This window comes from Dyella koreensis (genome assembly GCF_044904565.1).
Taxonomy (GTDB): domain Bacteria; phylum Pseudomonadota; class Gammaproteobacteria; order Xanthomonadales; family Rhodanobacteraceae; genus Dyella_D; species Dyella_D koreensis.
Genome location: NZ_JADIKD010000006.1, coordinates 1 through 22301, shown reverse-complemented (window position 1 = coordinate 22301; position 22301 = coordinate 1). Strand labels below are relative to the sequence as shown.

The following is a 22301-nucleotide window of genomic DNA, read 5'->3' as shown; positions in this document are numbered from 1 at the left end:
CGGGGAACGGGGAACGGGGAACGGGGAACGGGCAGAGCATAGCAAGCGCCCGCTCTCATTCCCCGTTCCCTATCCCCCGTTTCCCACTCTCCTCAATGCGCGAAGCGTTCGCGGTAGCGCGCCGGGCTCAACTTCAAGTTGCGCCGGAAATGATGGCGCAGGGTATCCGCACTGCCGAAGCCGCAGGCGTCGGCGATCTGCTCCACCGCGAGATCGCTGCCTTCGAGCAGTTCGCGCGCACGCGCCAGACGCTCATGGGTCAGCCATTGCTTGGGCGAACAGCCGGTGGCTTCCTCGAAACGACGCAACAAAGTGCGTTCGCTCATGCGCGCGCGCTCGGCCAGCAGGCTCAGCGGCAGCGGTTCATCGAGATGGCGGCGCATCCACTCCAGCAACTTGCCCAGTGCCGCGCCTTGTTCCGGCAACGGCGCCGGGATGAATTGCGCCTGGCCGCCATCGCGGTGCGTGGGCACCACGGCGCGGCGCGCTACCTGGTTGGCGATCTGCGGACCGAAATCGCGCCGGATCAGGTGCAAGGAGAGATCGATGGCTGCGGCGCTGCCGGCCGAGGTCAGCAGGTTGCCTTCATCCACGTACAACACATCCGGCTTGATGCGGATCCCGGGATAGCGTGCGGCCAGCGCCTCGGCATAGCGCCAATGCGTGGTGGCGGCATGGCCATCCAGCAGGCCCGCCGCGGCCAGCACGAATACGCCGGAACAGAACGACAGCAACCGCGCGCCACGCTGGTGCGCCGCGCGCAGCGCATCGAGCAAGGCCGGTGGCGGCTCCGCCTGCGCACCACGCCAGCCCGGCACGATGATGGTGCCCGCCTTCGCCAGCAGCGCCAGGCCACCATCCGCCTGTAAGAGAAGGCCTCCGGCGGCGCGCATTGGGCCGCGATCCACCGCGCAGGAGGCGAACTCGTACCAGTGACTGAACTCCGGCCGCGCCAGCCCGAACATCTCCACCGCGATGCCGTACTCGAAAGTACACAGGCCGTCGTAGACCAGGGCGACGACGGAACGATTGGCGGGGCCGGAACGCTTTGGCGGTTTTTTCATGGTGACTGGCATTCTTGCCAATGTCGGAAACAGATGCCAGTGCCCACACTGCACTCATCATCCAGCCACCCGGAGCCGCATCATGAGCAGTGTCGTCCAGCGCATTCCCGCCGCCGCCAGCAGCGAGGCCCTGGCTCATTTCCAAGCGCGCCTTGCCTACGAAACCGACTGCGCCGATGTCTTCTACGCCACCAACCACGAGAGCAAGGATTTCGTGCTGCTCGACGTGCGCACGCCCACCCTGTACGCCGCCGGCCATGTTCCCGGCGCGCTCAACCTGCCCACCCGCACCATCAGCGAACAGCGCCTCGCCGAGTACCCGGCCGACACCTTGTTCGTCGTCTACTGCGCCGGCCCGCACTGCAACGGCGCCAACAAGGCGGCGGTGAAGCTCGCGCAACTGGGACGGCCAGTGAAGGAAATGATCGGCGGCCTTACCGGCTGGATCGATGAAGGCTTCGGCCTGGAGCGGGGCGCCTGAGATATCGCCGACGCGGGCGCTGCACGATACTTGCTCAAGACACCCAGAGAGTCCGCCATGCTGGAACTTCGCCCCACCTGCGAGCAATGCAACAAGCTGCTGCCGCCCGCTTCCACCGAAGCGATGATCTGCTCGTTCGAGTGCACCTTCTGCCGCGATTGCGTCGAACAACTGCACAACGTCTGCCCGAACTGCGGTGGCGGGTTCAGTGCCCGCCCCGTGCGTCCCGCCCATGAGTGGCGCAGTGGCGTCTTTCTGGGCAAGTATCCAGCCACCGACAAGGTCACGCACAAGCCTGTCGACCTTGCCGCGCACGCGCTGTTCGCAAGCAGGTTGAAAGGCGTGGCGCCCGAAGATCGCTGACCCCAACGAGCTACATCCCTTATGCGCCCCACTCGCCGTGTTCGTTTCATGCAGGTCGATGTCTTCACCTCGTCGCCGTTCAAAGGTAATCCGCTCGCCGTGGTGTTCGACGCCGACGATCTCGATACGGAACAAATGCAGACCATCGCGCGCTGGACCAATCTGTCCGAGACCGCCTTTCTGCTGCGCCCGACCGATCCGGAAGCCGACTATCGCGTGCGCATCTTCACCACCACGTATGAGATGCCATTCGCCGGGCACCCCACCCTTGGCAGCGCGCATGCGCTACTGGCCAACGGTTATCGCCCCAAGCGCGCGGGACACCTGGTGCAACAGTGCAACATCGGTCTGGTGCAACTCGCCGAACAGGCGCCAGGCCACTGGGCCTTCGCCGCACCACCGGCAACCTTCACGCCGCTGGACGCCATACACCACGCCGCACTCGCGCAGGCCTGGCATACCGATGCACTCGACCTCGGCGCACCGCCATGTCTGGTCAACAACGGCCCCGCATGGCTAGTCACCCGCGTGCCATCCGCCGACGCCTGCCTCGCCCTGCACCCCGACCTCGCTCGGCTCGAACGCTTCGCCTACGACACCGGCATCCACAAATTTGCCTTCTACGGCCCCCATGCCAACGATGGCCCCACTACCTTCGAAGTCCGCTGCCTGATCACCGGTGGCGACATCGGCATCGAAGAAGACCCCGTCACCGGCAGCGCCAACGCCGGCATCGCCTGCCTGCTACGCCAACAGAACCTGCACCCCGGCGACAGCTACACCGTGCGCCAGGGCACCGCACTCAAGCGCGATGGACGGTTGAGTATTCGCTATGACGAAACGGGGACGCCGTGGATCGGTGGAACAACCGAAACCATGATCGAGGGAAGCATTCACTTGGCGTGATTACGCCGCTTGGCGATCTAGCGAGTTCCTGCGCCGCGATGTGGGCAAGACGACAAGGCCGAAGAAAACCATTCCGACGTCTGGCACTGGAGAAAGGCGGAGCTACAAAGCACACCGCCTGCTTTTCAGGCCATTTCTCTTTGGTTACTTTCTCTTTGGGCCAGCAAAGAGAAAGTGACCCGGCTCGCGGCAGCGAGTGGAAGCCCGCGGCAGGCGAGCCAGAGCACGCAGACGCGACAACCAAGCGCACCACTACTGGATGACCAGCTTCGCTGTTGTAAAGCGCCTCCTGCCTACGCAGGGATGACGAAGTAGAAACGGTGAGCCGAGCACCCGCCCCTCACCCCAACCCTCTCCCCTGCGGGGAGAGGGAGTCAATCTTTAGCGCAGCGCCTTAGCCTCGCGTGCCAACGCCTCAATCCCCGCCCAGTCTCCAGCCTTGAGCTTGTCCGCCGGCGTCAACCAAGACCCACCCACACACAACACATTCGGCAACGAGAGAAACTCCGGCGCCGAAGCAAGACTGATCCCACCCGTCGGACAAAACCGAATCTGCGGCAAGGGACTCGCCCACGCGCCAAGCAACTTGTACCCACCCGCCGGCACCGCCGGAAAGAACTTCAGATGGCGATAACCGCGCTCAAGCAAACTCATCGCCTCCGACGCCGTAGCAACACCAGGCAACAGCGGCAACGAACTATCGTCAGCCGCATCCAGCAAACGCGGCGACGTACCCGGCGACACCGCGAAACGCGCGCCGGCCTGTTGCGCGGCCTGCAGATCCTTGGCGGTGAGTACCGTGCCTACGCCCACGACAGCGCCTTCGACTTCAGCGGCAATCGCACGAATCGCCTCCAGCGCTGCCGGCGTGCGCAGCGTCACCTCAATCGCCGGAATGCCACCCGCCACCAGCGCGCGCGCCATCGGCACCGCGGCCCTGGCGTCGTCGATGATCACTACCGGCACCACCGGCGCCAGACGCAAAGTGGCTTCGACTTGCTGTTGCTTGGTTTCGATGGCGCTCATGGAGATTCCTGCAAAAGTTGTGTGATGTAGGAGCGCACCCTGTGCGCGAAAGCCTTGCGCCAGCAGGGCTATTAATCAAAAAGCCCGGTCCTTACGGACCGTTTCGCGCACAGGGTGCGCTCCTACACGAAATTAAAGAACACCAGCACCGAGATCGGCTTCGCTCGCCGCCTGCCGGAACAGGCCGAACAGCTCACGGCCCATGCCGCTGTGATGCGACGACAGATCGGCGGTAGCCGGCACGCGTGCCGCGAATTCGCCGGCTTCCACCAACACATCGACGGTACCGTTCACCGCATCCAGCCGAATCATGTCGCCGTCGCGGATCTTGGCGATGTTGCCGTGCGCGGCCGCTTCCGGCGTCACATGGATCGCCGCCGGCACACGGCCGGAGGCGCCAGACATGCGGCCGTCGGTAAGCAGTGCGATGCGATGGCCACGATCCTGCAGTACGCCGAGTGTCGGCGTCAGCTTATGCAGCTCCGGCATACCGATCGCCTGCGGCCCCTGGAAACGCACCACGGCGATGAAGTCGCGGTTGAGTTCGCCTTGCTCGAAGGCCTTGCGCACATCGTCCTGGTCGTGGAACACAATGGCCGGCGCCTCGATCACCAGACGGTCGTCCGGCACCGAAGACACCTTGATCACCGCGCGGCCGAGGTTGCCGGAGAGCATGCGCAAACCGCCATCGGCACGGAACGGTTCGCTCATGCCGCGCAACACACCGCGGTTGCCGCTTTCCTTTGCCACCGGATGCCACACAAGGTTGCCGTCCGCATCCAGCGACGGCACCTGTGCGTAGCCCTCCATGCCGGTGCCAAATACCGTCTTCACGTCACCGTGCAACAGACCCGCACTGAGCAGCTGATCGATCAGGAAACCCATGCCGCCCGCTTCGTGGAATTGATTCACGTCGGCATAGCCGTTGGGGTAAACGCGCGCCAGCAGCGGCACTACCGAGGACAGCGCGTCGAAATCGTCCCAGCGCAACTGAATGCCCGCAGCCTTTGCGATGGCCACCAGATGCAACAGGTGGTTGGTGGAACCGCCGGTGGCATGTAGACCGATCACGCCGTTGACGATGGCGCGCTCGTCGATGATGTGGCCCACCGGCACGTGTTGCGGCCCATGCTCGCTCAGCCTGGCGACGCGAAGGACGGCGTCGACGGTAAGTGCGTCGCGCAGCGGCGTATCCGGCGCGACGAAGCTGGCTCCCGGCAGGTGCAGGCCCATGATCTCCATCAGCATCTGATTGGAGTTGGCGGTGCCGTAGAAGGTGCAGGTGCCCGGTGCGTGATAGGCGGAGGCTTCCGCTTCCAGCAATTCGGTGCGGCCCACCTTGCCCTCGGCATAGGCTTGACGCACTTTGGATTTCTGTTCGTTGGTGATGCCGGTGGGCATCGGGCCGCTGGGCACGAAGACGCCGGGCAGATGGCCGAAGCTCAGCGCGCCGATCAACAGGCCGGGCACGATCTTGTCGCAGATACCCAGGTATAGCGCGCCGTCGAACATGTCGTGCGAGAGCGAGACCGCGGTGGCCATCGCGATCAAGTCGCGCGAGAACAGCGACAACTCCATGCCGGCGCGACCCTGCGTCACGCCATCGCACATCGCTGGCACGCCACCGGCCACCTGCGCGGTGATGCCTGCGTCGCGCGCGATCTGGCGAATCAGCTCGGGATAGCGCTCGTACGGTTGATGTGCGGAGAGCATGTCGTTGTACGCGGTGACGATGCCCAGGTTTGGCGCATGGCCTTCGCGCAGCGCGGCCTTGTCGTGCGGGCCGCAGGCGGCGAAGCCGTGGGCGAGGTTGCCGCAGGAAAGGCGTTCGCGATGCGTGCCCGCGCTGCCGGCCGCATCGATGCGCCGCAGGTAGGCAGCGCGCGTCTCGCGGCTGCGCTCGCGCAGGCGTTCGGTGACTTCGGCGATAACGGGATGCAAGGTGGTCATGGGTTCATTCCGGAAAGAGGACGGAAGTGGGAAACGAGCGTTGAGGGCCGCCCGCTTCCCACTCCCATGGCCTGATGCTCAGGGGCACCAGTACACGGCGACGGGCACACGCGTCTGAGTCAGTACGGTGCGCACCGGGTAATCCTTGGCGGCGCCCAGGCCAAGCCGGGCATCGGCCAGCAGCTGGCGCTTGGTTTCGCCTTCGATATGCAGATACAACGCCTGCGTGTCGAGCAGCGCGGGCAGGGTGAACGTGATGCGCGGTTCGCCGGCTCCAGCCGCACGCATCGGCAGTACACGCGTGGTGCCGGCCAGGTCCAGTGCTTCCGGAAGGCGGTCGCCACCGGGGAAGAAGGACGCGGTATGCCCATCGGTGCCCATGCCGAGCACCACCGCATCGAACGGATACGGCAGCGCCGCCATGCGGGCTCGCACCGCGACCATCCCGGCCTCCGGCGTCGGTGCGTCCGCATAGAGCGGCACGAAATGCGCCGCGCTCGCAGCGTGCTGCAGCAATTCGCTTTTCACGAGGCGCGCATTGGAGCGCTCGTGCGTCTCCGGCACCCAGCGCTCGTCCACCAGCACCACCTGCACCTTCGGCCAGTCCAGCTCGATGCGTGAAAGCTGCTGAAAAAAACGCACTGGTGTGCTGCCGCCCGACACCGCCAGCAAGGCTTTGCCGCGCTCGGCGATACCCTGGCGCAGGCGTTCGGCGATGCGTTCGGCGAGTGCGCGAGCCAGTGCGTCGCAATCGGTGAAGCTGTGGGTGGTGACGTTCAGCGAAGCGGGCATGACGGCAACATGGCTAGCGGTGGATGGGTAACTCGCGTGGCGGTGGAGTTCGAGTGTAGGCAGCGATCTGCAAGGTCGCGGTGAAGCATCTGTGACCACACCTTGCAGGGCTGGTTGCGGCGACTTACTCGCTGTCCTCGTTCCAGGTGCGGCCATCGCGCTCGATCAGTGCTACGGCGGCGCTCGGACCCCAGGTGCCGGCGGTGTAGGGACGCGGTGCTTCGCCGCTGGCGGACCAGGCGGCCAGGATCGGATCGGCCCAGCGCCATGCCGCTTCCACTTCGTCGCGGCGCATGAACAACGTGGGGTTGCCGCGCACAACGTCAAGCAACAGCCGCTCGTAGGCATCCGGCTGCTGCACGCCGAAGGCTTCGGCGAAGCTCATGTCCAGCGGCACGTGGCGCAGGCGCAAACCGCCCGGGCCGGGATGCTTGATGGTGAGCCAAAGCTTCACGCCTTCATCCGGCTGCAAACGCAGCACCAGGCGATTTTGTGCCAGCGGGCCGGCGCTGGCGCCGAAGATGGAATGCGGGACCGCCTTGAACACCACGACGATCTCGGACACGCGCTCAGGCAAGCGCTTGCCAGTGCGCAGATAGAACGGCACGCCGGCCCAGCGCCAGTTTTCGATCTCCGCCTTGAGCGCCACGAAAGTTTCGGTATTGGACTTGCCGCCGTCGAGCTCTTCCAGATAGCCCGGCACGCTCTGCCCTTCGGCGGCGCCGGCGCGGTACTGGCCGCGCACAGTGAGCTGGGCGGCGTTGCTCTCGTCGATCGGCTTGAGCGAACGCAGCACCTTGAGCTTCTCGTCGCGCACCGCGTCGGGCGACAGCGAGGATGGCGGCTCCATCGCCACCATGCAGAGCAATTGCAGGATATGGTTCTGCACCATGTCGCGCAGCGCGCCTGCGCGGTCGTAGTACGCGCCGCGGCGGCCTACGCCAAGCGTTTCGGCGACGGTGATCTGCACATGATCGATGTGGCCCGAGTTCCACAGCGGTTCGAACAGCGCATTGCCGAAGCGGAGCGCCAGCAGGTTCTGTACCGTTTCCTTGCCGAGGTAGTGATCGATGCGGAAGGTCTGCGATTCGTCGAACACGCGACCGACCGCGTCGTTGATCTGGTTGGCGCTGGCCAGGTCGCGGCCGATCGGCTTCTCCAGCACCACGCGCGACTTGCCGCGGTTGAGGCCATAGCTGCCGAGGCGGTTGCAGATATCCACGAACAGTTCGGGCGACGTCGACAAATAGAACACGCGCACATGGTCCGGCTCTTCGCCGATCAGCGCGGCGAACGCATCCCAGCCCTCGTCCTTGCGTGCATCCAGCGGCCGGTAGCTGACGTGGCGCAGGAATTCCTCGACCTGGCCCTTGGCGCCGCCGGCTTCGATCAGCGCGGTGCGCAGGCTGGCGCGATAGCCGTCGTCATCCAGCGCTTCGCGGGCGATGCCGATGATGCGGCTGCCGGCCGGTATCTGGCCGTCGACAAAACGATGAAACAGGGCAGGCAGCAGCTTGCGCACGGCGAGGTCGCCGGTGCCGCCGAAAATCACCAGGTCGAACGCATCGACCGGCTGGGGAGAAGCCGTCACTTCAATCACCTCGACGTATTGCGTGGCCTATGGCCGGGGAACGCCTATCGGACTTGTCGCTGGATCGTACCGTACCACTGAAATACCAGACAACACCACTTCGACGAAAGTTTGGCGGTACCGCGCTTGGCGGCGGGTTTCCGGGCAACTGGTACCCCCCGCGCAGCCCCGTTTTTAGGCACGCTTGTGGAATTGGTATGCTCATTGGTATCGTGGCCGCCATGGAAACCGCCCTGGCCAACGAATACCTCCGCCTCAGCCGCGATGCGGCCACCCACCAGCCACTGGCCTACCTGCGCTTGCGCCGGGCCATCCGCAATGTGGTGGAGCACCGCGATATCGAACCCGGCCAGGCGCTGCCGAGCGAACGCGACCTGTCGCGCGCGCTCAGCCTGTCGCGCGTCACCGTGCGCAAGGCGATTGCCGGCTTGGTCGAGGAGGGCATCCTCACTCAGCGCCACGGTGCCGGCACGTTCGTGGCCGAGCGCATCATCAAGCCGATGTCGCGGCTCACCAGCTTTACCGAAGACTTACGCGCACGCGGCCTCAACCCGCGCTCTGAGTTCTTCGAGCGCGGCATTGGCGAAGTGACGCCGGAAGAATCGATGGCGATGAACCTGTCGCCCGGCGCGCTGGTGGCGCGCCTGCATCGTGTGCGCTACGCCAGGGACGAACCGCTGGCGATCGAGCGCACCGTGGTACCGGCGAGCGTGTTGCCCGACCCGCTGCTGGTGCACGACTCGCTGTACGAAGTGCTGGAAAGTCTCGGTTGCCGTCCGCGTCGTGCGCTGCAGCGGCTGCGCGCGGTATCGCTCGGCGCGCAACAGGCGCGCCTGCTGCATGTGCCCACCGGCAGTGCCGGACTCAATATCGAACGCCGCAGCTTCCTCGACGATGGCCGCGTGGTGGAGTTCACCACCTCCTGGTATCGCGGCGACATCTACGATTTCGTGGCCGAATTGCAGACGGACTGAAGCCTAGCCTGGCGTATCTGGCCCGCTTTCGTGGTCGCGTTGATTTTTTGTTGATTAATTTCGGGGCGTGCCATGCGTCACGCTTTGCCCGATCTCCGTCGCGCGAATCGAAAGAAATTGCAGCGACCATTCGATGACGCAAATTATTGAATTTTTGATCGCGATTTTCTGCCGCATTAGATCCATTTAAATCGCACTCGTCAGTCCCTCGAAAGCATGCATTTTCCTGCGGCGATTGCCCGATTCTCCGAAACTTACGTGTAACTGTCTGTTATAAATCAAGAAAATTTACACGCCGGGCACTAGGAAATTTTCGTAACCGGTGCTTACATCCCCGCCGCGGACCAGTTCTTCCGCCACTCCGCAACCCACTGCGGAGACCTTTGAAAGCCGTTGGCTTCTGATTATTTCTTCTGGGGAGGAAAGCATCATGCGTTTCAAGACAAAGTTATTGCGCGATTCGATTGTTTTCGCGCTTGTGGCAGGAAGCACGGTTTTCGCCAGCACGGCAGCGGCACAACAAACCACCAAGGACGAAGACACCAAGACGCTCGAGCGCATCGTGGTGACCGGCTCCAATATTCCGCGTATCGATACGGAAACCGCGTCGCCGGTACAGGTGATTTCGCGGCAGGAAATCGAACGCTCCGGCAAAGCGACGATCGCCGAGTATCTACAGACGCTGACTTCGGATGGCGCGGGTTCGATTCCCAAGACGTTCGGCAACGGCTTCGCCGGCGGTGGCGCGGGCATCTCGCTGCGCGGCCTCGGAGCAGGTTCCACGCTGGTGCTGTTGAATGGCCGCCGCATGGCGCCGTTCGGCCTCGCCGACGATGGCCAGAAAGTCTTCACCGATCTCAGCACGATTCCGATGGAAGCGGTGGAGCGTGTCGAAGTGCTGAAGGACGGCGCCTCGGCTATCTATGGTTCCGACGCCATCGCCGGCGTGGTGAACATCATCCTGCGCAAAGACTTCACCGGCGCCGTGGCGAAAGCCTCGTATGGTGTTTCCGACTACGGCGACGGCAACCAGTGGAAGGGCTCGCTCACCGCGGGTACCGGCACCCTGGCGAAGGACCGCTACAACGTGTTCTTCAACCTGGAAGCGTCCAAAACCGAAGAAGTCTTCGTCAACGATCGCCGCGATCGCGACTGGATCGGCAATGGCGACCTGCGCCACTGGGGTTACAGCCTGGCCGGCAGCCCGAATCTGGGCGGAGGCATTACCGGCGGTGGCACGGTCGGCGGCAACTCGCCCACGGGCAACGTGCGCAATCCGAAGACGGGCCTCTATCAATCACTGCCGGGCTGCTCGACCTTCAGCCCGGTTATCTCTCCAGCTGATCCGGGCGGTGGCTGCTTGTGGCAGGTCGGCCGGTTCCGCACGCTGACCCCGAACGACGCCACCATCAACTTCTTCGCGCGCGGCACGTATGCGCTGTCGGATCACGCCGAGCTGTATAGCGAGTTCGGCTATTCGAACAAGAAGACCAAGTTCCAGACCACGCCGTCGGGTGTGTCCGGCTCGTGGGGCTACCCCGGCGGCCCGGTGAATGCCAGCAGCGGCCCCGGCGCTGTGGTGCTTGGCGCCGGCCACCCGGATAACCCGTTTGGTGCGGCGGCCCGACTGCGCTATTCCGCCTGGGACGTGGGCCCGCGCAGGATCCTTACCGACAACGATTTCTATCGTTTCCTGGTCGGCGTGAAAGGCACCTTCGGCGACTGGGATTACGACGTCGGCTATCTGCACTCCGAAACCAGCATAACCAACAAGCGTCATGGTTTCCTGCGCTATAGCCACGTACGCACGGCGTTGAGCGATCCGAACAGCCCGGTCGGCTACTGGCGCATCGGGCAGAACGCCTACCTCAACAGCAGGGCGCTGTACGACTACATCTCGCCGGACATCCAGGCCGACGCCACCAGCAAGCTCGATTCGATCGACGCCAAGGTCTCGCGCTCGCTGATGGATCTGCCAGGCGGCCCGCTGGGCCTGTCGATCGGTGGCGAATATCGCCGTCAATCGATTGACCTGTCTCCGCAGACGTATACCGATATCGGCGACATCATCGGCCTCGGCTACTCCTCCTATAAGGGTGTGCAGCAGGTCGCGGCGGGTTATATCGAGCTGGTAGCGCCAGTGACGAAAACCATCGAGCTGTCCGCCGCGGCACGCGTCGACGCTTATCGCCACGGCGATACCTCGACCACGCCGAAGGTGGGCGTCAAGTGGACACCGGCACCATGGATCGCGCTGCGCGCCACCTACGCGGAAGGTTTCCGCGCACCGAACCCGGCCGAGTCCGGCAAGGGCGGCCTGGCGGCCTTCAGCACGGCACGCGATCCGGTGCGCTGCCCGGGCGGCACACCCGCGCCGGGTGCAACGCAGGGCGATTGCGCGGTGCCCATCGCCATCATCACTTCGCCGAACCCGAACCTGAAGCCGGAGGAATCCAAGAGCTACACCTTTGGCGTAGTGCTCGATCCGACCGACACCACATCGCTGACCATCGACGCCTGGCGCATCAAACGCACCAACGAGATCAACCAGGGTGACACGGCGGCCGCCATTGCCGCAGGCAACGTGATCCGCAGCGACAACAATCTGCCGGGCATTCCCAACAGCGGCAGCCTGCTGGCGACCCAGGTGGGCTACATCAACTCCGCCTCCACCACGGTGCGTGGCATCGACCTGGATGTGCGCCAGCGCTTCGAAATGGGCGATTACGGCAGGCTGCGGCTCGACCTGCAGTGGAGCCGCACCAACTCCTTCGAGCGCAAAGATGCCGGTGTGACCCGCCAGTACGCCGGCACCCACGGCAACTGCGATACCACCAACTGCATCGGCACGCCGAAGAACCGCATCAACTTCGGCGCCAGCTGGGACATCAAGTCGTTCAACTTCGGCGCGGTGGTCAACTACATCGGCAGCTTCAAGAACGTGGCGTTCGAAGGTGACGTCTGCGCCAACACCTTCGCCGATGGCACACCGGCACCGCGCGGTTGCAAGATCCCGTCGTTCTACACCATTGACCTCTCCGGTCGCTGGAAGCCGGCCGATAACTGGGAGATCTTCGGTTCGATCCAGAACGTGACCGACAAAGTCGCCCCGCTGGATCCGCTCACCTATGGCGCGATGAACTACAACCCGCTGCATTCGAGCGGTGCGATCGGTCGGTACTACACGATTGGTGCGAAGTACGCGTTCCAGTGAGTCTCACCCAAAAAAAGCCGCCGGATGAATGCCGGCGGCTCTGGGGAAACGGTGCCGGGGTAACCACCCGGCACCGGTATGACACTTACATCGAGAAGTCGTAGCGGACGCCGAACTGAAAGTAGCGGGGCGTCTGGTACGCCACGGCACGCCGATAATCGTCGCTCTTGATCGGCTGTCCGTTGGAACCGATAGAACCGGTTTCGGCAACCTCGATAATCGCCGTTTGCTTCTGGCTGCCGAACGCATTGAACACGTTCGCGGTGAACGCTAGATTATGCCCGGCCCATGCCGGACGGTATTCGGCATTCAGGTCCAGTCGCCACGTCCAGGGCAAACGCCCCTTCGAACCACGAGGACTGGCCTTCAGGTCGCACTCGAAGTACGAAGCTCCGTAGCCGATCGCGTCGACGGGATCGACACCGATGCAGTTCTTGGGACGACCCGAAGCCACCGCCAGATTGGCACCGAAGAGCCACTCTGGATTCATCTGGAAGTAACCATATGCCTTCAGCTGATGCGTGCGGTCATTCGGTAGCGGACCGTTGGTGTACTGCATGATTTCCGGCGCGTCCCAATCCTGCGTCACCGACGGATCGAGCTGACCGATGTCAGACTTCAGCTGGCCTTCCGAGTTGCCGTAGCTGCGCGAGAAGGTGTAATCGACGCGACCATACCAGCGCTGATTGAACTGATGCTCCAGGTACAGATCCAGCGAGTAGTACTTGCGCTTGAGGTCGGGGAAACTCACGCCTTCCGGCGTCGTGAAATCTTCCTTGGTCAACTTGAATGGAACGAAGTTGCCCTGACCGTTGACGTCGACCAGGAAGGTATTGCTCTGACCCGGATTGAACAGATAGCAACCCGCGATGCTCGCGTTGCTGATATCGATGTTGTTGCGGGCGGCGTACTTTTCGAACGGACGCGAATCACAGAAGTCGTCGATCGAACTCTTCAACTTTCGGTAGGTCAGCTTGGCGCCATATGACCAATCGCTGCCCAACGTCTTGTCGAAACCAAGAATGTATTCATCCTGGTAGTAGGCCTTGATGTTCTGTGCGGCCACCGAACGCGGATCCGGCGTAGTGCCGTCCTCGCCATTGAGGTAAAAGCGATTACCGAGCTGGGTAAGGCCAGTGGGCTCGCCGTTTGGCCCAACGCCGGTGTAGGCGTAATACTCGCTGTAGTAGGTGGAAGCCGAAGCGCCGCGAACAGCGACGTTGGACGGAATGGCGAGATGGTAGCGGCCAGCGTTCGCATACACCTTGAAGCTGGAATCGCCGAACACATCCCAGGTCAAGCCCAGGCGCGGAGCCAATTGGTGGCGCTGTTTGACGTAAACGTCGCCCGCACCATTGAGGTTCTTGAACTGCTCGTTGCGCAGGCCGAGATAAGCCAGCCAGCGATCGCTGACCTGCCAGCGATCTTCAATGAACTGCGCGTCCTGCACCACTTTGACCGAAGCACCGGTCTCAAATAGACGTTTTTCGGCGTAGTACTGCGTACCGGGAGGCGGAACGACATCTGGGCGACCGGGCACCGTTCCGGCATTCCGATAGACCCAGCGATAACCACCTTCGTAGACGTTGCCGGCGTAGGATTCCAGCGTCTGATTGTCCAGGCCCGCACGCAGATCGTGTGATCCCAGACGATACTCTAGATCGAGACGCCAGCCGTGCGTCTTATCCTTTGCTCCAGCATTGAGCACCGTACCGTTGACCAGACCACAACCAATGATCGGGTTGGTTACACCCCTGCGCAGATCAGTGATCCAGGGACAATTCGGATTGGCGGCGTAAGCGAGGTTACGCACATGGTCCGTTTTACTGGTGCCATACAGTGCGTTCACCGTGAAGTCGTCGGTGATATAGCCGGTGTACTTACCGATATAAACGTCGCCGCCAGGCTCCGAACCGGCCAAGGACGCGGCATTCTTGAGCTTGTCCGAACCCAGATAGTTGGTTGCCTGCAACGTCTTGTAGTCGTAGGCATAGATGCTTCGGTCAGTGTTGGTCTTGTCCGAAAGCGCGGTCAACTCGACGATGTGACTATCTGTGATGTTCCAGTCGATCTTGGCCAGATACTTGGTGGCCTTGGACGTTTCCCTATTTAGCTGGGGTGCCGTGAAGGGGCTGACGACCTTGCCGGTGCTGCGGGTGAAGTCCCCGGCGGCGTACAAGAACAATTTGTCCTTGATGAGCGGACCGCTTACGTAGCCGGTGTACTGCGTCGAGGAGCTCTTGTTGTCGCCGCGGTATTGGTAGAGAACACCGTTCTCGCGATAGATGCTGCGCGGCGAATCGCGGAAGTATTGCGGGATCACATACATGCCGACGCCACCCTTCCAGGTGTTGCCGCCGCGCTTGGATACAATGCTGATCACGCCGCCGGTGGAACGGCCGTATTCCGCGCCATAGCCGCCCGTATAGATCTGCTGCTGGTCGATCGCATCGTAGGGCAGGCTGACGAAGCCGAGGCCGGTCAGCGCATTCGCTACCGAGTAGCCATTGATGTAGTACTGGTTTTCGGAGGCGGAAGAGCCGCCAAACGAAGCCACGTTGCCATAGCGCGCGTCGCCTGCAATTACGCCCGGCGCCAGCAGCGCAGCGGCGGTGACATTCCGCGCCAGCGGCAGTTTCTGCAGCTGCTCGGAGGTAAGCACGGTGCGCGAGTCCACCGACGATACGTCGATGGCCGGCAGTGCATTGCCGACAACCTGGATACCTTCCAGAGTCTGAGCGCCGCTTGCGCTGGCAGCACCAGCAAACGACACATCGATACCACTACCCAGTGCGACCTGTACGTTGTCGCGCGTCTCCAGCGCCTTGCCATCCTTCTGCAGCGTGACCTTGTAGCGACCGACCGGCAGCGAGCCAGCGCGGTAGCGTCCCTCGGCATCGACTGCAATGTCGCGACTGAGGCCCGTATCGAGGTTCTGGATCTGGACCGTGCTACCGGGCTCGGCCGCACGACCGAAAATCACGCCGGAGGCGTTGGACTGCGCCATCACCGTACCGGCAAAACTCATACCGAGCGCGATGGCCAATGCGGTTCGGCGGCAGACGGCCGCGTAACCGGGTTGTCGAAACGTATGCATGTGCTATCTCCCCAAAGACGATCCAAGAAGGACGGGCGTCGTGCGCCCAAAGCGGCGCGGGGACTTGCGGCAACACTGCTTCGCGCAGGTGCTGCACAGACGGAGGGCAACCCCTTGCCCGTCCGTCATCGCAAATTCTCACGACTCGCTGGCCGACCTTAGGAGGGCTCTTGGAGAGGAGTCAACAAAAAATTAAGGTTCAAAGGGGCGACGCGCACGCCAATGCGTGCGATCTGTTACATCACAATCCATTGATATTCATTGGTTTCAGCGGGTAAAGCCGGGCGCCAAATTCATGAACCCAAGCTTAACGCAAGCTTGCGCTCAATCGCCGCCGCCGCGCAAAACAAGCGTGGGAACGTGCGGCCCACATGCGTGGCGCCACGTTTTTATGCGGTTGAGAGGCCCAAAAGTCAGCGAAGAGGACGACCCTCATAGCGATAACGATGGCACCAAGCAATGAGGGTCGTAGCGCTAGCTATAGGTCAAGAACGATGATCGAGCCAACTGGCTACCTGACTCGGGCTTTGCTTGAACTGTATGGCGTCTTCGTCCTTGAAAGGACTTTTAACTTGCGCGGCCTCCAGGCCATCGCACTGCGCCAGGCAGCCAGCATATTCATGGTCGCAAATGGCCTGCTGCGCCGGATTCCCAGGCCCCTGCTGCAGACAGTTCAAATAATTGCGCATGCACGCGGTGCAGTCGTACTGAGCCGATACCGATCCTGAAAACGCACCAGCAACCACTGCTAGCAAGATCGAAGCTGAAATAACCGAACGGTTCATAGCAATCACTCCTTGTGATTAAGCAACGTAGCGAACCTGCAGGTATCAACAACCGGGTCAAACATGATCACTCTGGTGATCAACATTCGCCCGGTCGCATTGATGGTAGATGCGTCGTAACCATGGCGCCACTGCAAATGAAATAAAAAAAGCCGCCGGGGGAACCGGCGGCTTCAAGGGGAGATCGCACCGGGTTGCCCCGACGCTTATGTTTTTATTTACAGCGAGAAGTCGTAGCGAGCGCCCAGGCGAACCGAACGCGGCGCCGAGTAGCTGATCACGCGGCCATAGGTACCGCTGCGAGCACCGCTTCCCAACTGATACGTCTCGATCTGGTTCTGTGCGCGCTGCTGGTTGAAAACGTTGAACACATCGAGGTTGAACGCCAGCTTGTGACCAGCCCAGGCGGGGCGATATTCCGTGCTCAGGTTGAGCGTGTAGTTCCAAGGCAGCGTGCCCTGGCTGCCACGCGGTGCGGTCTGACCATTGCAGTAGAAGTACGACGAACCGTACTGGTAGGGATCGGTCGGATAGATACCGAGGCAGTTCTTCGGTCGACCGGAAGACACCTGCACGATACCGCCAACCAGCCATTCCGGCGTGATCTGATAGTAGCCATAGGCCTTGACCTGATGCCTACGATCATTCGGCAAATTGCCGGTCGCGCCGTACATGATCTCCTTGAAGTCCCACGTTTGGGTCACTGAAGGATCGATCTGGCCGATGTCGGAGAGCAGCAGGCCTTCCGAATTACCGTAGTTGTGCGACCACACGTACTCGACCTTGCCGTACCACTTCTGGTCGAACTGATGTTCGAGGTACACGTTCAAGGCGTAGTACTTGCGCTTCATCTCCGGGAAGCCGAACTCCTTCGCCGACAATGTCACGTTCTTCAGCGTGCCCTTGCCATCGTGATCGATGGTGAAGGTGCCGCCCTTGCCGGGATTGAATAGCAGGCAGGGTGCGCCATCGGTCGCCCAATTGGTGAAGGCAGGGTTGGTGATCGGCGTACCGGCAGCGGCCTCATGGTTGAGGAACGGACGGGCGTCGCAGACGTCATCGATGATGCTCTTCAGATTGCGATAGATAGCTTTCGCACCGAAGGACCAGCTAGGCGCCAGCTGCTTGTCGAAGCCAAGGATGTACTCGTCCTGGTAGTAGGCGCTGATGCCCTTCTTGGCGAGCGTCACCGGATTCGGCGCCGTGCCGTTCGCACCGTTCGCGAAGAACACATTGCTGATCGGCGTCGGGTTGATCGGAGCGTTGGTGGCCGGATCCACACCGCTATAGGTGAAGTACTGGTTCTCGAAACGCTGCGGACCCGCACCGCGGATAGCCACGTTGGACGGAACAGCCAGATGGTAGCGGCCCGCATTGCCGTACAGTTTGAACGTGGAGTCGCCGAACACGTCCCAGGTCAGACCCAGGCGAGGGGCAAGCTGGTGACGCTGCTTGATGAACACGACACCGTCGGTGTTGTAGTTCTTGAACTGCTCGTTGCGCAGGCCGAGATAGGCCAGCCAGCGATCGCTGACCTGCCAATGGTCTTCAATGTACTGCGCCTGCTGCTCGACCTTCACCTTGCCCGCCGCACTAAAGATCGTGCGCTGCGCGACTTCGGTTGCGCCGGCTGGCACATGCATGCCCGGAACAGTGGAGAAGTTGTCCGTAGCGTCATAGTAGGTCCACAGCGCGCCGCCCTGGGTCGCTCGACCGGAGTACGACTCCAGCGTCTGATTATCGATACCGCCACGCAGCGTGTGCGAGCCGAGGTGGTATTCGACGTCGAAGCGGAATGCCTTCGTCTTATCGTTGGCGCCTGGCACGAGCAAATTGCCGCCGACCGGTGCGCAACTGATGCGACCGCCCGTCTTGCGGTTATCCGTGATGTTCGGGCAAACGCCGCCAGAGGAGCCGGCCACCGAGTCCACGTGATCTGCGCTGCTTTCGCCATACAAGGCGTTGATCGTCAGGCTGTCGGTGATGTAACCCGTGTACTTGCCCACATAAACCTTGCCGCCCGGTGCCGAATTGGCAATGCCGGTGTTCTTCTGGTGTTCCGTGCCCTTCAGCGTTCCGGTAACACCCGTGTTGTAGTTGTAGTTATAGATGTTGGTATCTTGGATCGAATCCTCGCCCAGCCCGGTGAACTCAAGGATGTGGCTGTCGGTGATATTCCAGTCGACCTTGGTCATCCAGCGGGTGACCTGACGCGTATCCGTCGTGGTCTTCGTGCTGTTGCCGGTGGTGCCATTGTTCTGGCCGAACTGTGTCAGGCCCGAAGTATCGTTCAGCTCGGCGGAGCCATAGAAGAACAGCTTGTCCTTGATCAGTGGGCCGCCGATATAGACGCCGTACTGCGTCAGGGTGCTCTTCTCATCCGGACGGAAGAAGACCTTGCCGTCGGTCGGACGGCCGCTGCCCACCGGGAAGTAGATAGCGCGCTGAGTAGAACGCAGTGCCGACGGCGTCCACATGACCTCGGCGCCCGCCTTCCACGTATTGGTGCCGCGCTTGGTGATGATGTTGACCACACCACCCGTGGAGCGACCATATTCAGCGCCGTAACCACCGGTGAACACCTGCGCCTGATCGATGGCATCGAACGGCAGGCTGGTAAAGCCAAGGCCCGTAAGCGGGTTGGTAACCGGGAAACCGTTGATGTAGTACTGGTTCTCGGCAGCCGACGCGCCGCCCATGGAGATCGCGTTGCCGTAACGGCTGTCGCCACCGGTGGTGCCCGGCGCCAGCAATGCCGCTGCGTTCACGTTATTGAGGATCGGCAGCTTTTGCAGCTGTTCGGAAGTCAACACCGTACGCGAGTCGACCGACGAGACGTCGATAGCGGGCAACGCGTTGGCTACGACCTGGATGCCTTCGAGGTTCTTCGCGCCCGTATTCGCGGCGGCCGCGGCAGCAAACGAAATCTCGGTACCCGTGCTCACGACCACTTGCACGTTGTCGCGCGAGTTGATGGTTTTGCCGTCCTTCTGGAGGCTCACGCGGTAGCGGCCCACCGGCAACGACGCTGCGCGATAGCGACCGGACGAATCAACCGTGATATCGCGGATCAGACCGTTGTCGAGGTTCTCGATATGAACGGTCGCACCCGTTTCGTCAGCACGGCCAAAGATCGTGCCCGACGCGTTCGACTGAGCGACGACAACACCGGCCAGACTCATGCTCAGGGCAGCTGCGAGCGCAGTCTGACGCCACAACGGCGCCCGACGGGCGTGTTGGTACTTAATCATTAGTTTTCTCCCCAAAATGGCCTTAAGGCCGATAGGCGCAAGCGCCGAACACGAATCGCAAGAACACGTCGAGACCGTCGTAAGTCACCGGCTTCTGGATAGAAGAGGCATCCCCATGCCCCATGAACCGGTACGTAATTTCTGGCGATTCCGCATCGAACATAAGCGGGAGAAGTGACGCACGTCAACAAAAATTTCACGCTTGCGCGGAGCTTACATTCACCGCTTAAACAAGTACTTATGAAGCTTTCTGTAAACTTGCTTGTGGCTTGCTTGAAACTTGCTATCCACTGGTTATTACTCGCATGCAGTGTTCGCAAATTCCTTCATCGAAGACGTATAGACGCCCAAACGAGGTCGCATGAAATAGCGCATCCGCAGGCTCGAGTGGCGCCACTTCAATTGCCAACACCTCACTCCAACCGTTAAAGTTGCGTTTGTTCGGGTGTCCCAACGACCGCATGTCCAAGGGATGAAACGGGAAGCCGGTGCGCCTTGCCTCTTGGCGGCAATGCCGGCGCTGCCCCCGCAACGGTAAGCGAGAGATTTTTTTCGCGGCGACACGCCACTGTGCCTTGGCATGGGAAGGCTGCCGCGGAAAGCGATGCGCGATGCATCGCACTCGTGAGCCCGGAGACCGGCCCGGATGCATACCTGGTGACTCGCGGCGGGCGATGTCGAACCACGTGTCGGCGCATGTCGCCTGCCGTCGTTCCGTTCTTCCCTCCTGCGTCGTCGCCAGCTCGTGAACTCATGAGCCGTGCGCGTGGCGCGGCGAGGAACGCAAGATGAAGAAGACCCTGTTGGCGACGGCGCTGCTGTCGTGCATCGCGATGGCACATGCCGCCGACCAGAACGGCACGCAGCAGCTTTCCCCCGTCGTGGTGACCGCCACGCGCTCGGCGATGCCGGTGGACGAAACGCTGGCGCCGGTGACGGTGATCACCCGCGCGGACATCGAGCGTCTGCAGCCGCAGTCAGTGCAGGATCTGCTGAGCGGCCTGCCGGGCGTGGCCTTCGGCAACGCGGGCGGCATCGGTCAGCAGACTTCGCTCTTCATGCGCGGCACTAATTCCTCGCACACGCTGGTGTTGGTGGACGGTGTGCGCATTGGCACCGTCGGCGCCGGCATTCCGGCCTTCGAGCAGCTGCCGGTGGAACAGATCGAGCGCATCGAAATCGTGCGCGGGCCGCGCTCCAGCCTGTATGGCTCGGATGCGATCGGTGGCGTGATCCAGATCTTTACGCGCCACGGCCAGGCCGGTGAGAACCCGACGCCGTCACTGAACGTGACGGCCGGCAGCCATCGTCTGGTCAATGGTCAGTTCGGTCTTTCCGGCGGCACCGAGCACGCCTGGTACAACGCCAGCATCGGTGGCCAGTACACCCGCGGCATCAACGCTTGCCGTGCCGCCGCGAAGAAAGTCGGCGGCTGCTTCACCGACGAGCCCGACCTCGATGGCTATCGCACCTACAACGGCGCCCTGAGCGGTGGCTATCGCTGGGACAACGGCACCGAACTGAGCGCCAGCCTGCTCAAGAGCAAGGGCGACATCGAGTACGACGGCGACTCCCAGAACTACACGCGCCGTTCGCAGCAGGTGGCCGGTACGAAGCTGAGCTTCGCCGTGCTCGACGCCTGGAAGATGAGCTTGAGCGCCGGCCAGAACCTGGACCGCGCCGACAACTATCTCAACCGTGCCGACCTCGGCGCGAACATGGTGCGCGAGGGTTATCTGTATTCCCGCCGCAACCAGGCCTCGTGGCAGAACGACGTCACGCTGGCGCCGGGCCAGTTGCTCAGCGCGGGCGTGGACTACCAGCAGGAACATCTGCGCAGCGACACCGACTATCTGCGCACCTCGCGCAATAACACCGGTGTGTTCGCCTTCTACCAGGGCCAGTTCGATGCGCACGAGCTGCAGTTGTCGGCACGCCACGACCACAACCAGCAGTTCGGCAACCACAACACGGGCGCCGCTGCCTACGGCTATAGCTTCACCAACGGGATGAAGCTCACCGCCTCCTACGGCACCGCCTTCCACGCACCGACCTTCAACGACCTGTACTTCCCGCCCTTCTTCGGCTTCCCCACCGCCAATCCGGATCTGAAGCCGGAGAAGTCGCGCACCGCCGAGATCGGCCTGTCCGGACGCCCCGGCGTGTGGAACTGGGCGGTCAACGCCTACCAGACTAAGATCACCGACCTCATCGGCTACGACGCCAACTTCGTACCCATCAATGTCAGCAAGGCACGCATCCGCGGCCTCGAAGGCCAACTCGGCGCCGACGTGGACGGCTGGCACGTACGCGGCTACCTCACCTTCCAGAAACCCGAAAACCGCAGCGCCGGTAGCCAGCAAGGCAACCTGCTCGCACGCCGCCCCGAACGCATCGCCCGCATCGACCTCGACCGCGACCTCGGCGCCTTCAGCATCGGCGGCACGGTAAACAGCGAAGGCTACCGCTACGACGATGCCGCCAACCTGCAACGCCTCGGCGGCTACGCCACCGTCGACCTCCGCGCCAGCTGGAACTTCCAGCCCGGCTGGAGTCTGCAGGCACGCGTGGCCAATGTCTTCGACCACCACTATGAAACGGTGCGCTTCTACAACCAGCTGGGGCGTACGGCGTATCTGACGTTGCGGTATAGCCCGTCGCGCTAATGATGTGAGGCTCGGGAGGCTACGTAGCCACGCGATCCCGAGCACCCACCCCTCACCCCAACCCTCTCCCCAGAGGGGAGAGGGAGCCGCTCTTTCTTTAATCTTTGCTGGGCGATGCGAAGCGAGCCCGTCACCGGGTCC

General features: G+C 62.4%; 14 protein-coding genes and 1 riboswitch. Of the genes, 6 read left to right on the top strand and 8 right to left on the bottom strand.

The window, feature by feature from the left end:
- Positions 1–92: 92 nt before the first annotated feature.
- Entirely contained in the window at positions 93–1064 is a 972-nt protein-coding gene (gene ftrA / locus ISS97_RS02075; RefSeq protein ID WP_379984696.1) for a transcriptional regulator FtrA, read from the bottom strand.
- 82 nt (positions 1065–1146) lie between these two features.
- Here ftrA and ISS97_RS02070 point away from each other — a divergent pair, with 82 nt between their 5' ends.
- The 3 genes from ISS97_RS02070 to ISS97_RS02060 are packed head-to-tail and all read left to right on the top strand — an operon-like array spanning position 1147 to position 2814.
- Positions 1147–1545 carry a rhodanese-like domain-containing protein gene (locus ISS97_RS02070; RefSeq protein WP_379984695.1) on the top strand — a complete coding sequence of 133 codons (399 nt, stop codon included), beginning with the start codon at positions 1147–1149 and terminating at the stop codon, positions 1543–1545.
- A gap of 57 nt (positions 1546–1602) precedes the next feature.
- Positions 1603–1908, top strand: coding sequence for a DUF1272 domain-containing protein (locus ISS97_RS02065; RefSeq protein WP_379984694.1), 306 nt, complete (start codon positions 1603–1605; stop codon positions 1906–1908).
- A 21-nt stretch (positions 1909–1929) separates the two neighbouring features.
- A complete protein-coding gene (locus ISS97_RS02060) occupies positions 1930–2814 on the top strand; it encodes a PhzF family phenazine biosynthesis protein (protein WP_379984693.1) in 885 nt (294 codons plus the stop codon).
- 381 nt (positions 2815–3195) lie between these two features.
- Here ISS97_RS02060 and ISS97_RS02055 read toward each other — a convergent pair whose 3' ends face one another.
- The 4 genes from ISS97_RS02055 to zwf form a co-directional block, all read right to left on the bottom strand.
- Positions 3196–3840, bottom strand: a complete 645-nt coding sequence (locus tag ISS97_RS02055; RefSeq protein WP_379984692.1) for a bifunctional 4-hydroxy-2-oxoglutarate aldolase/2-dehydro-3-deoxy-phosphogluconate aldolase — start codon at positions 3838–3840, stop codon at positions 3196–3198.
- Between the two features lie 132 nt (positions 3841–3972).
- Positions 3973–5790: a phosphogluconate dehydratase gene (gene edd / locus ISS97_RS02050; protein WP_379984691.1), complete on the bottom strand. Its 1818-nt coding sequence runs from the start codon at positions 5788–5790 to the stop codon at positions 3973–3975.
- 78 nt (positions 5791–5868) lie between these two features.
- Positions 5869–6582 (bottom strand): 6-phosphogluconolactonase, encoded by a 714-nt coding sequence (gene pgl, locus ISS97_RS02045; RefSeq protein ID WP_379984690.1) that lies wholly within the window; start codon positions 6580–6582, stop codon positions 5869–5871.
- Positions 6583–6706: 124 nt separating this feature from the next.
- A complete protein-coding gene (gene zwf / locus ISS97_RS02040) occupies positions 6707–8173 on the bottom strand; it encodes a glucose-6-phosphate dehydrogenase (protein WP_379984689.1) in 1467 nt (488 codons plus the stop codon).
- 221 nt (positions 8174–8394) lie between these two features.
- Here zwf and ISS97_RS02035 point away from each other — a divergent pair, with 221 nt between their 5' ends.
- Both ISS97_RS02035 and ISS97_RS02030 read left to right on the top strand, forming a co-directional pair.
- Positions 8395–9147, top strand: a complete 753-nt coding sequence (locus ISS97_RS02035; RefSeq protein ID WP_379985002.1) for a GntR family transcriptional regulator — start codon at positions 8395–8397, stop codon at positions 9145–9147.
- A 430-nt stretch (positions 9148–9577) separates the two neighbouring features.
- Positions 9578–12361, top strand: a complete 2784-nt coding sequence (locus tag ISS97_RS02030; protein WP_379984687.1) for a TonB-dependent receptor — start codon at positions 9578–9580, stop codon at positions 12359–12361.
- A gap of 85 nt (positions 12362–12446) precedes the next feature.
- Here the strand turns inward: ISS97_RS02030 and ISS97_RS02025 are convergent, their stop codons facing one another.
- The 3 genes from ISS97_RS02025 to ISS97_RS02015 all read right to left on the bottom strand — a co-directional run bounded on the left by ISS97_RS02025 (position 12447) and on the right by ISS97_RS02015 (position 19494).
- Entirely contained in the window at positions 12447–15458 is a 3012-nt protein-coding gene (locus ISS97_RS02025; protein WP_379984686.1) for a TonB-dependent receptor, read from the bottom strand.
- 485 nt (positions 15459–15943) lie between these two features.
- Entirely contained in the window at positions 15944–16243 is a 300-nt protein-coding gene (locus ISS97_RS02020) for a hypothetical protein (RefSeq protein ID WP_379984685.1), read from the bottom strand.
- Positions 16244–16461: 218 nt separating this feature from the next.
- Positions 16462–19494: a TonB-dependent receptor gene (locus tag ISS97_RS02015; RefSeq protein ID WP_379984683.1), complete on the bottom strand. Its 3033-nt coding sequence runs from the start codon at positions 19492–19494 to the stop codon at positions 16462–16464.
- Positions 19495–19920: 426 nt separating this feature from the next.
- Positions 19921–20154, top strand: a riboswitch (cobalamin riboswitch).
- Between the two features lie 128 nt (positions 20155–20282).
- Here ISS97_RS02015 and btuB point away from each other — a divergent pair.
- Positions 20283–22160 carry a TonB-dependent vitamin B12 receptor gene (btuB, locus tag ISS97_RS02010; protein WP_379984682.1) on the top strand — a complete coding sequence of 626 codons (1878 nt, stop codon included), beginning with the start codon at positions 20283–20285 and terminating at the stop codon, positions 22158–22160.
- The last annotated feature ends 141 nt before the right edge of the window (positions 22161–22301 follow it).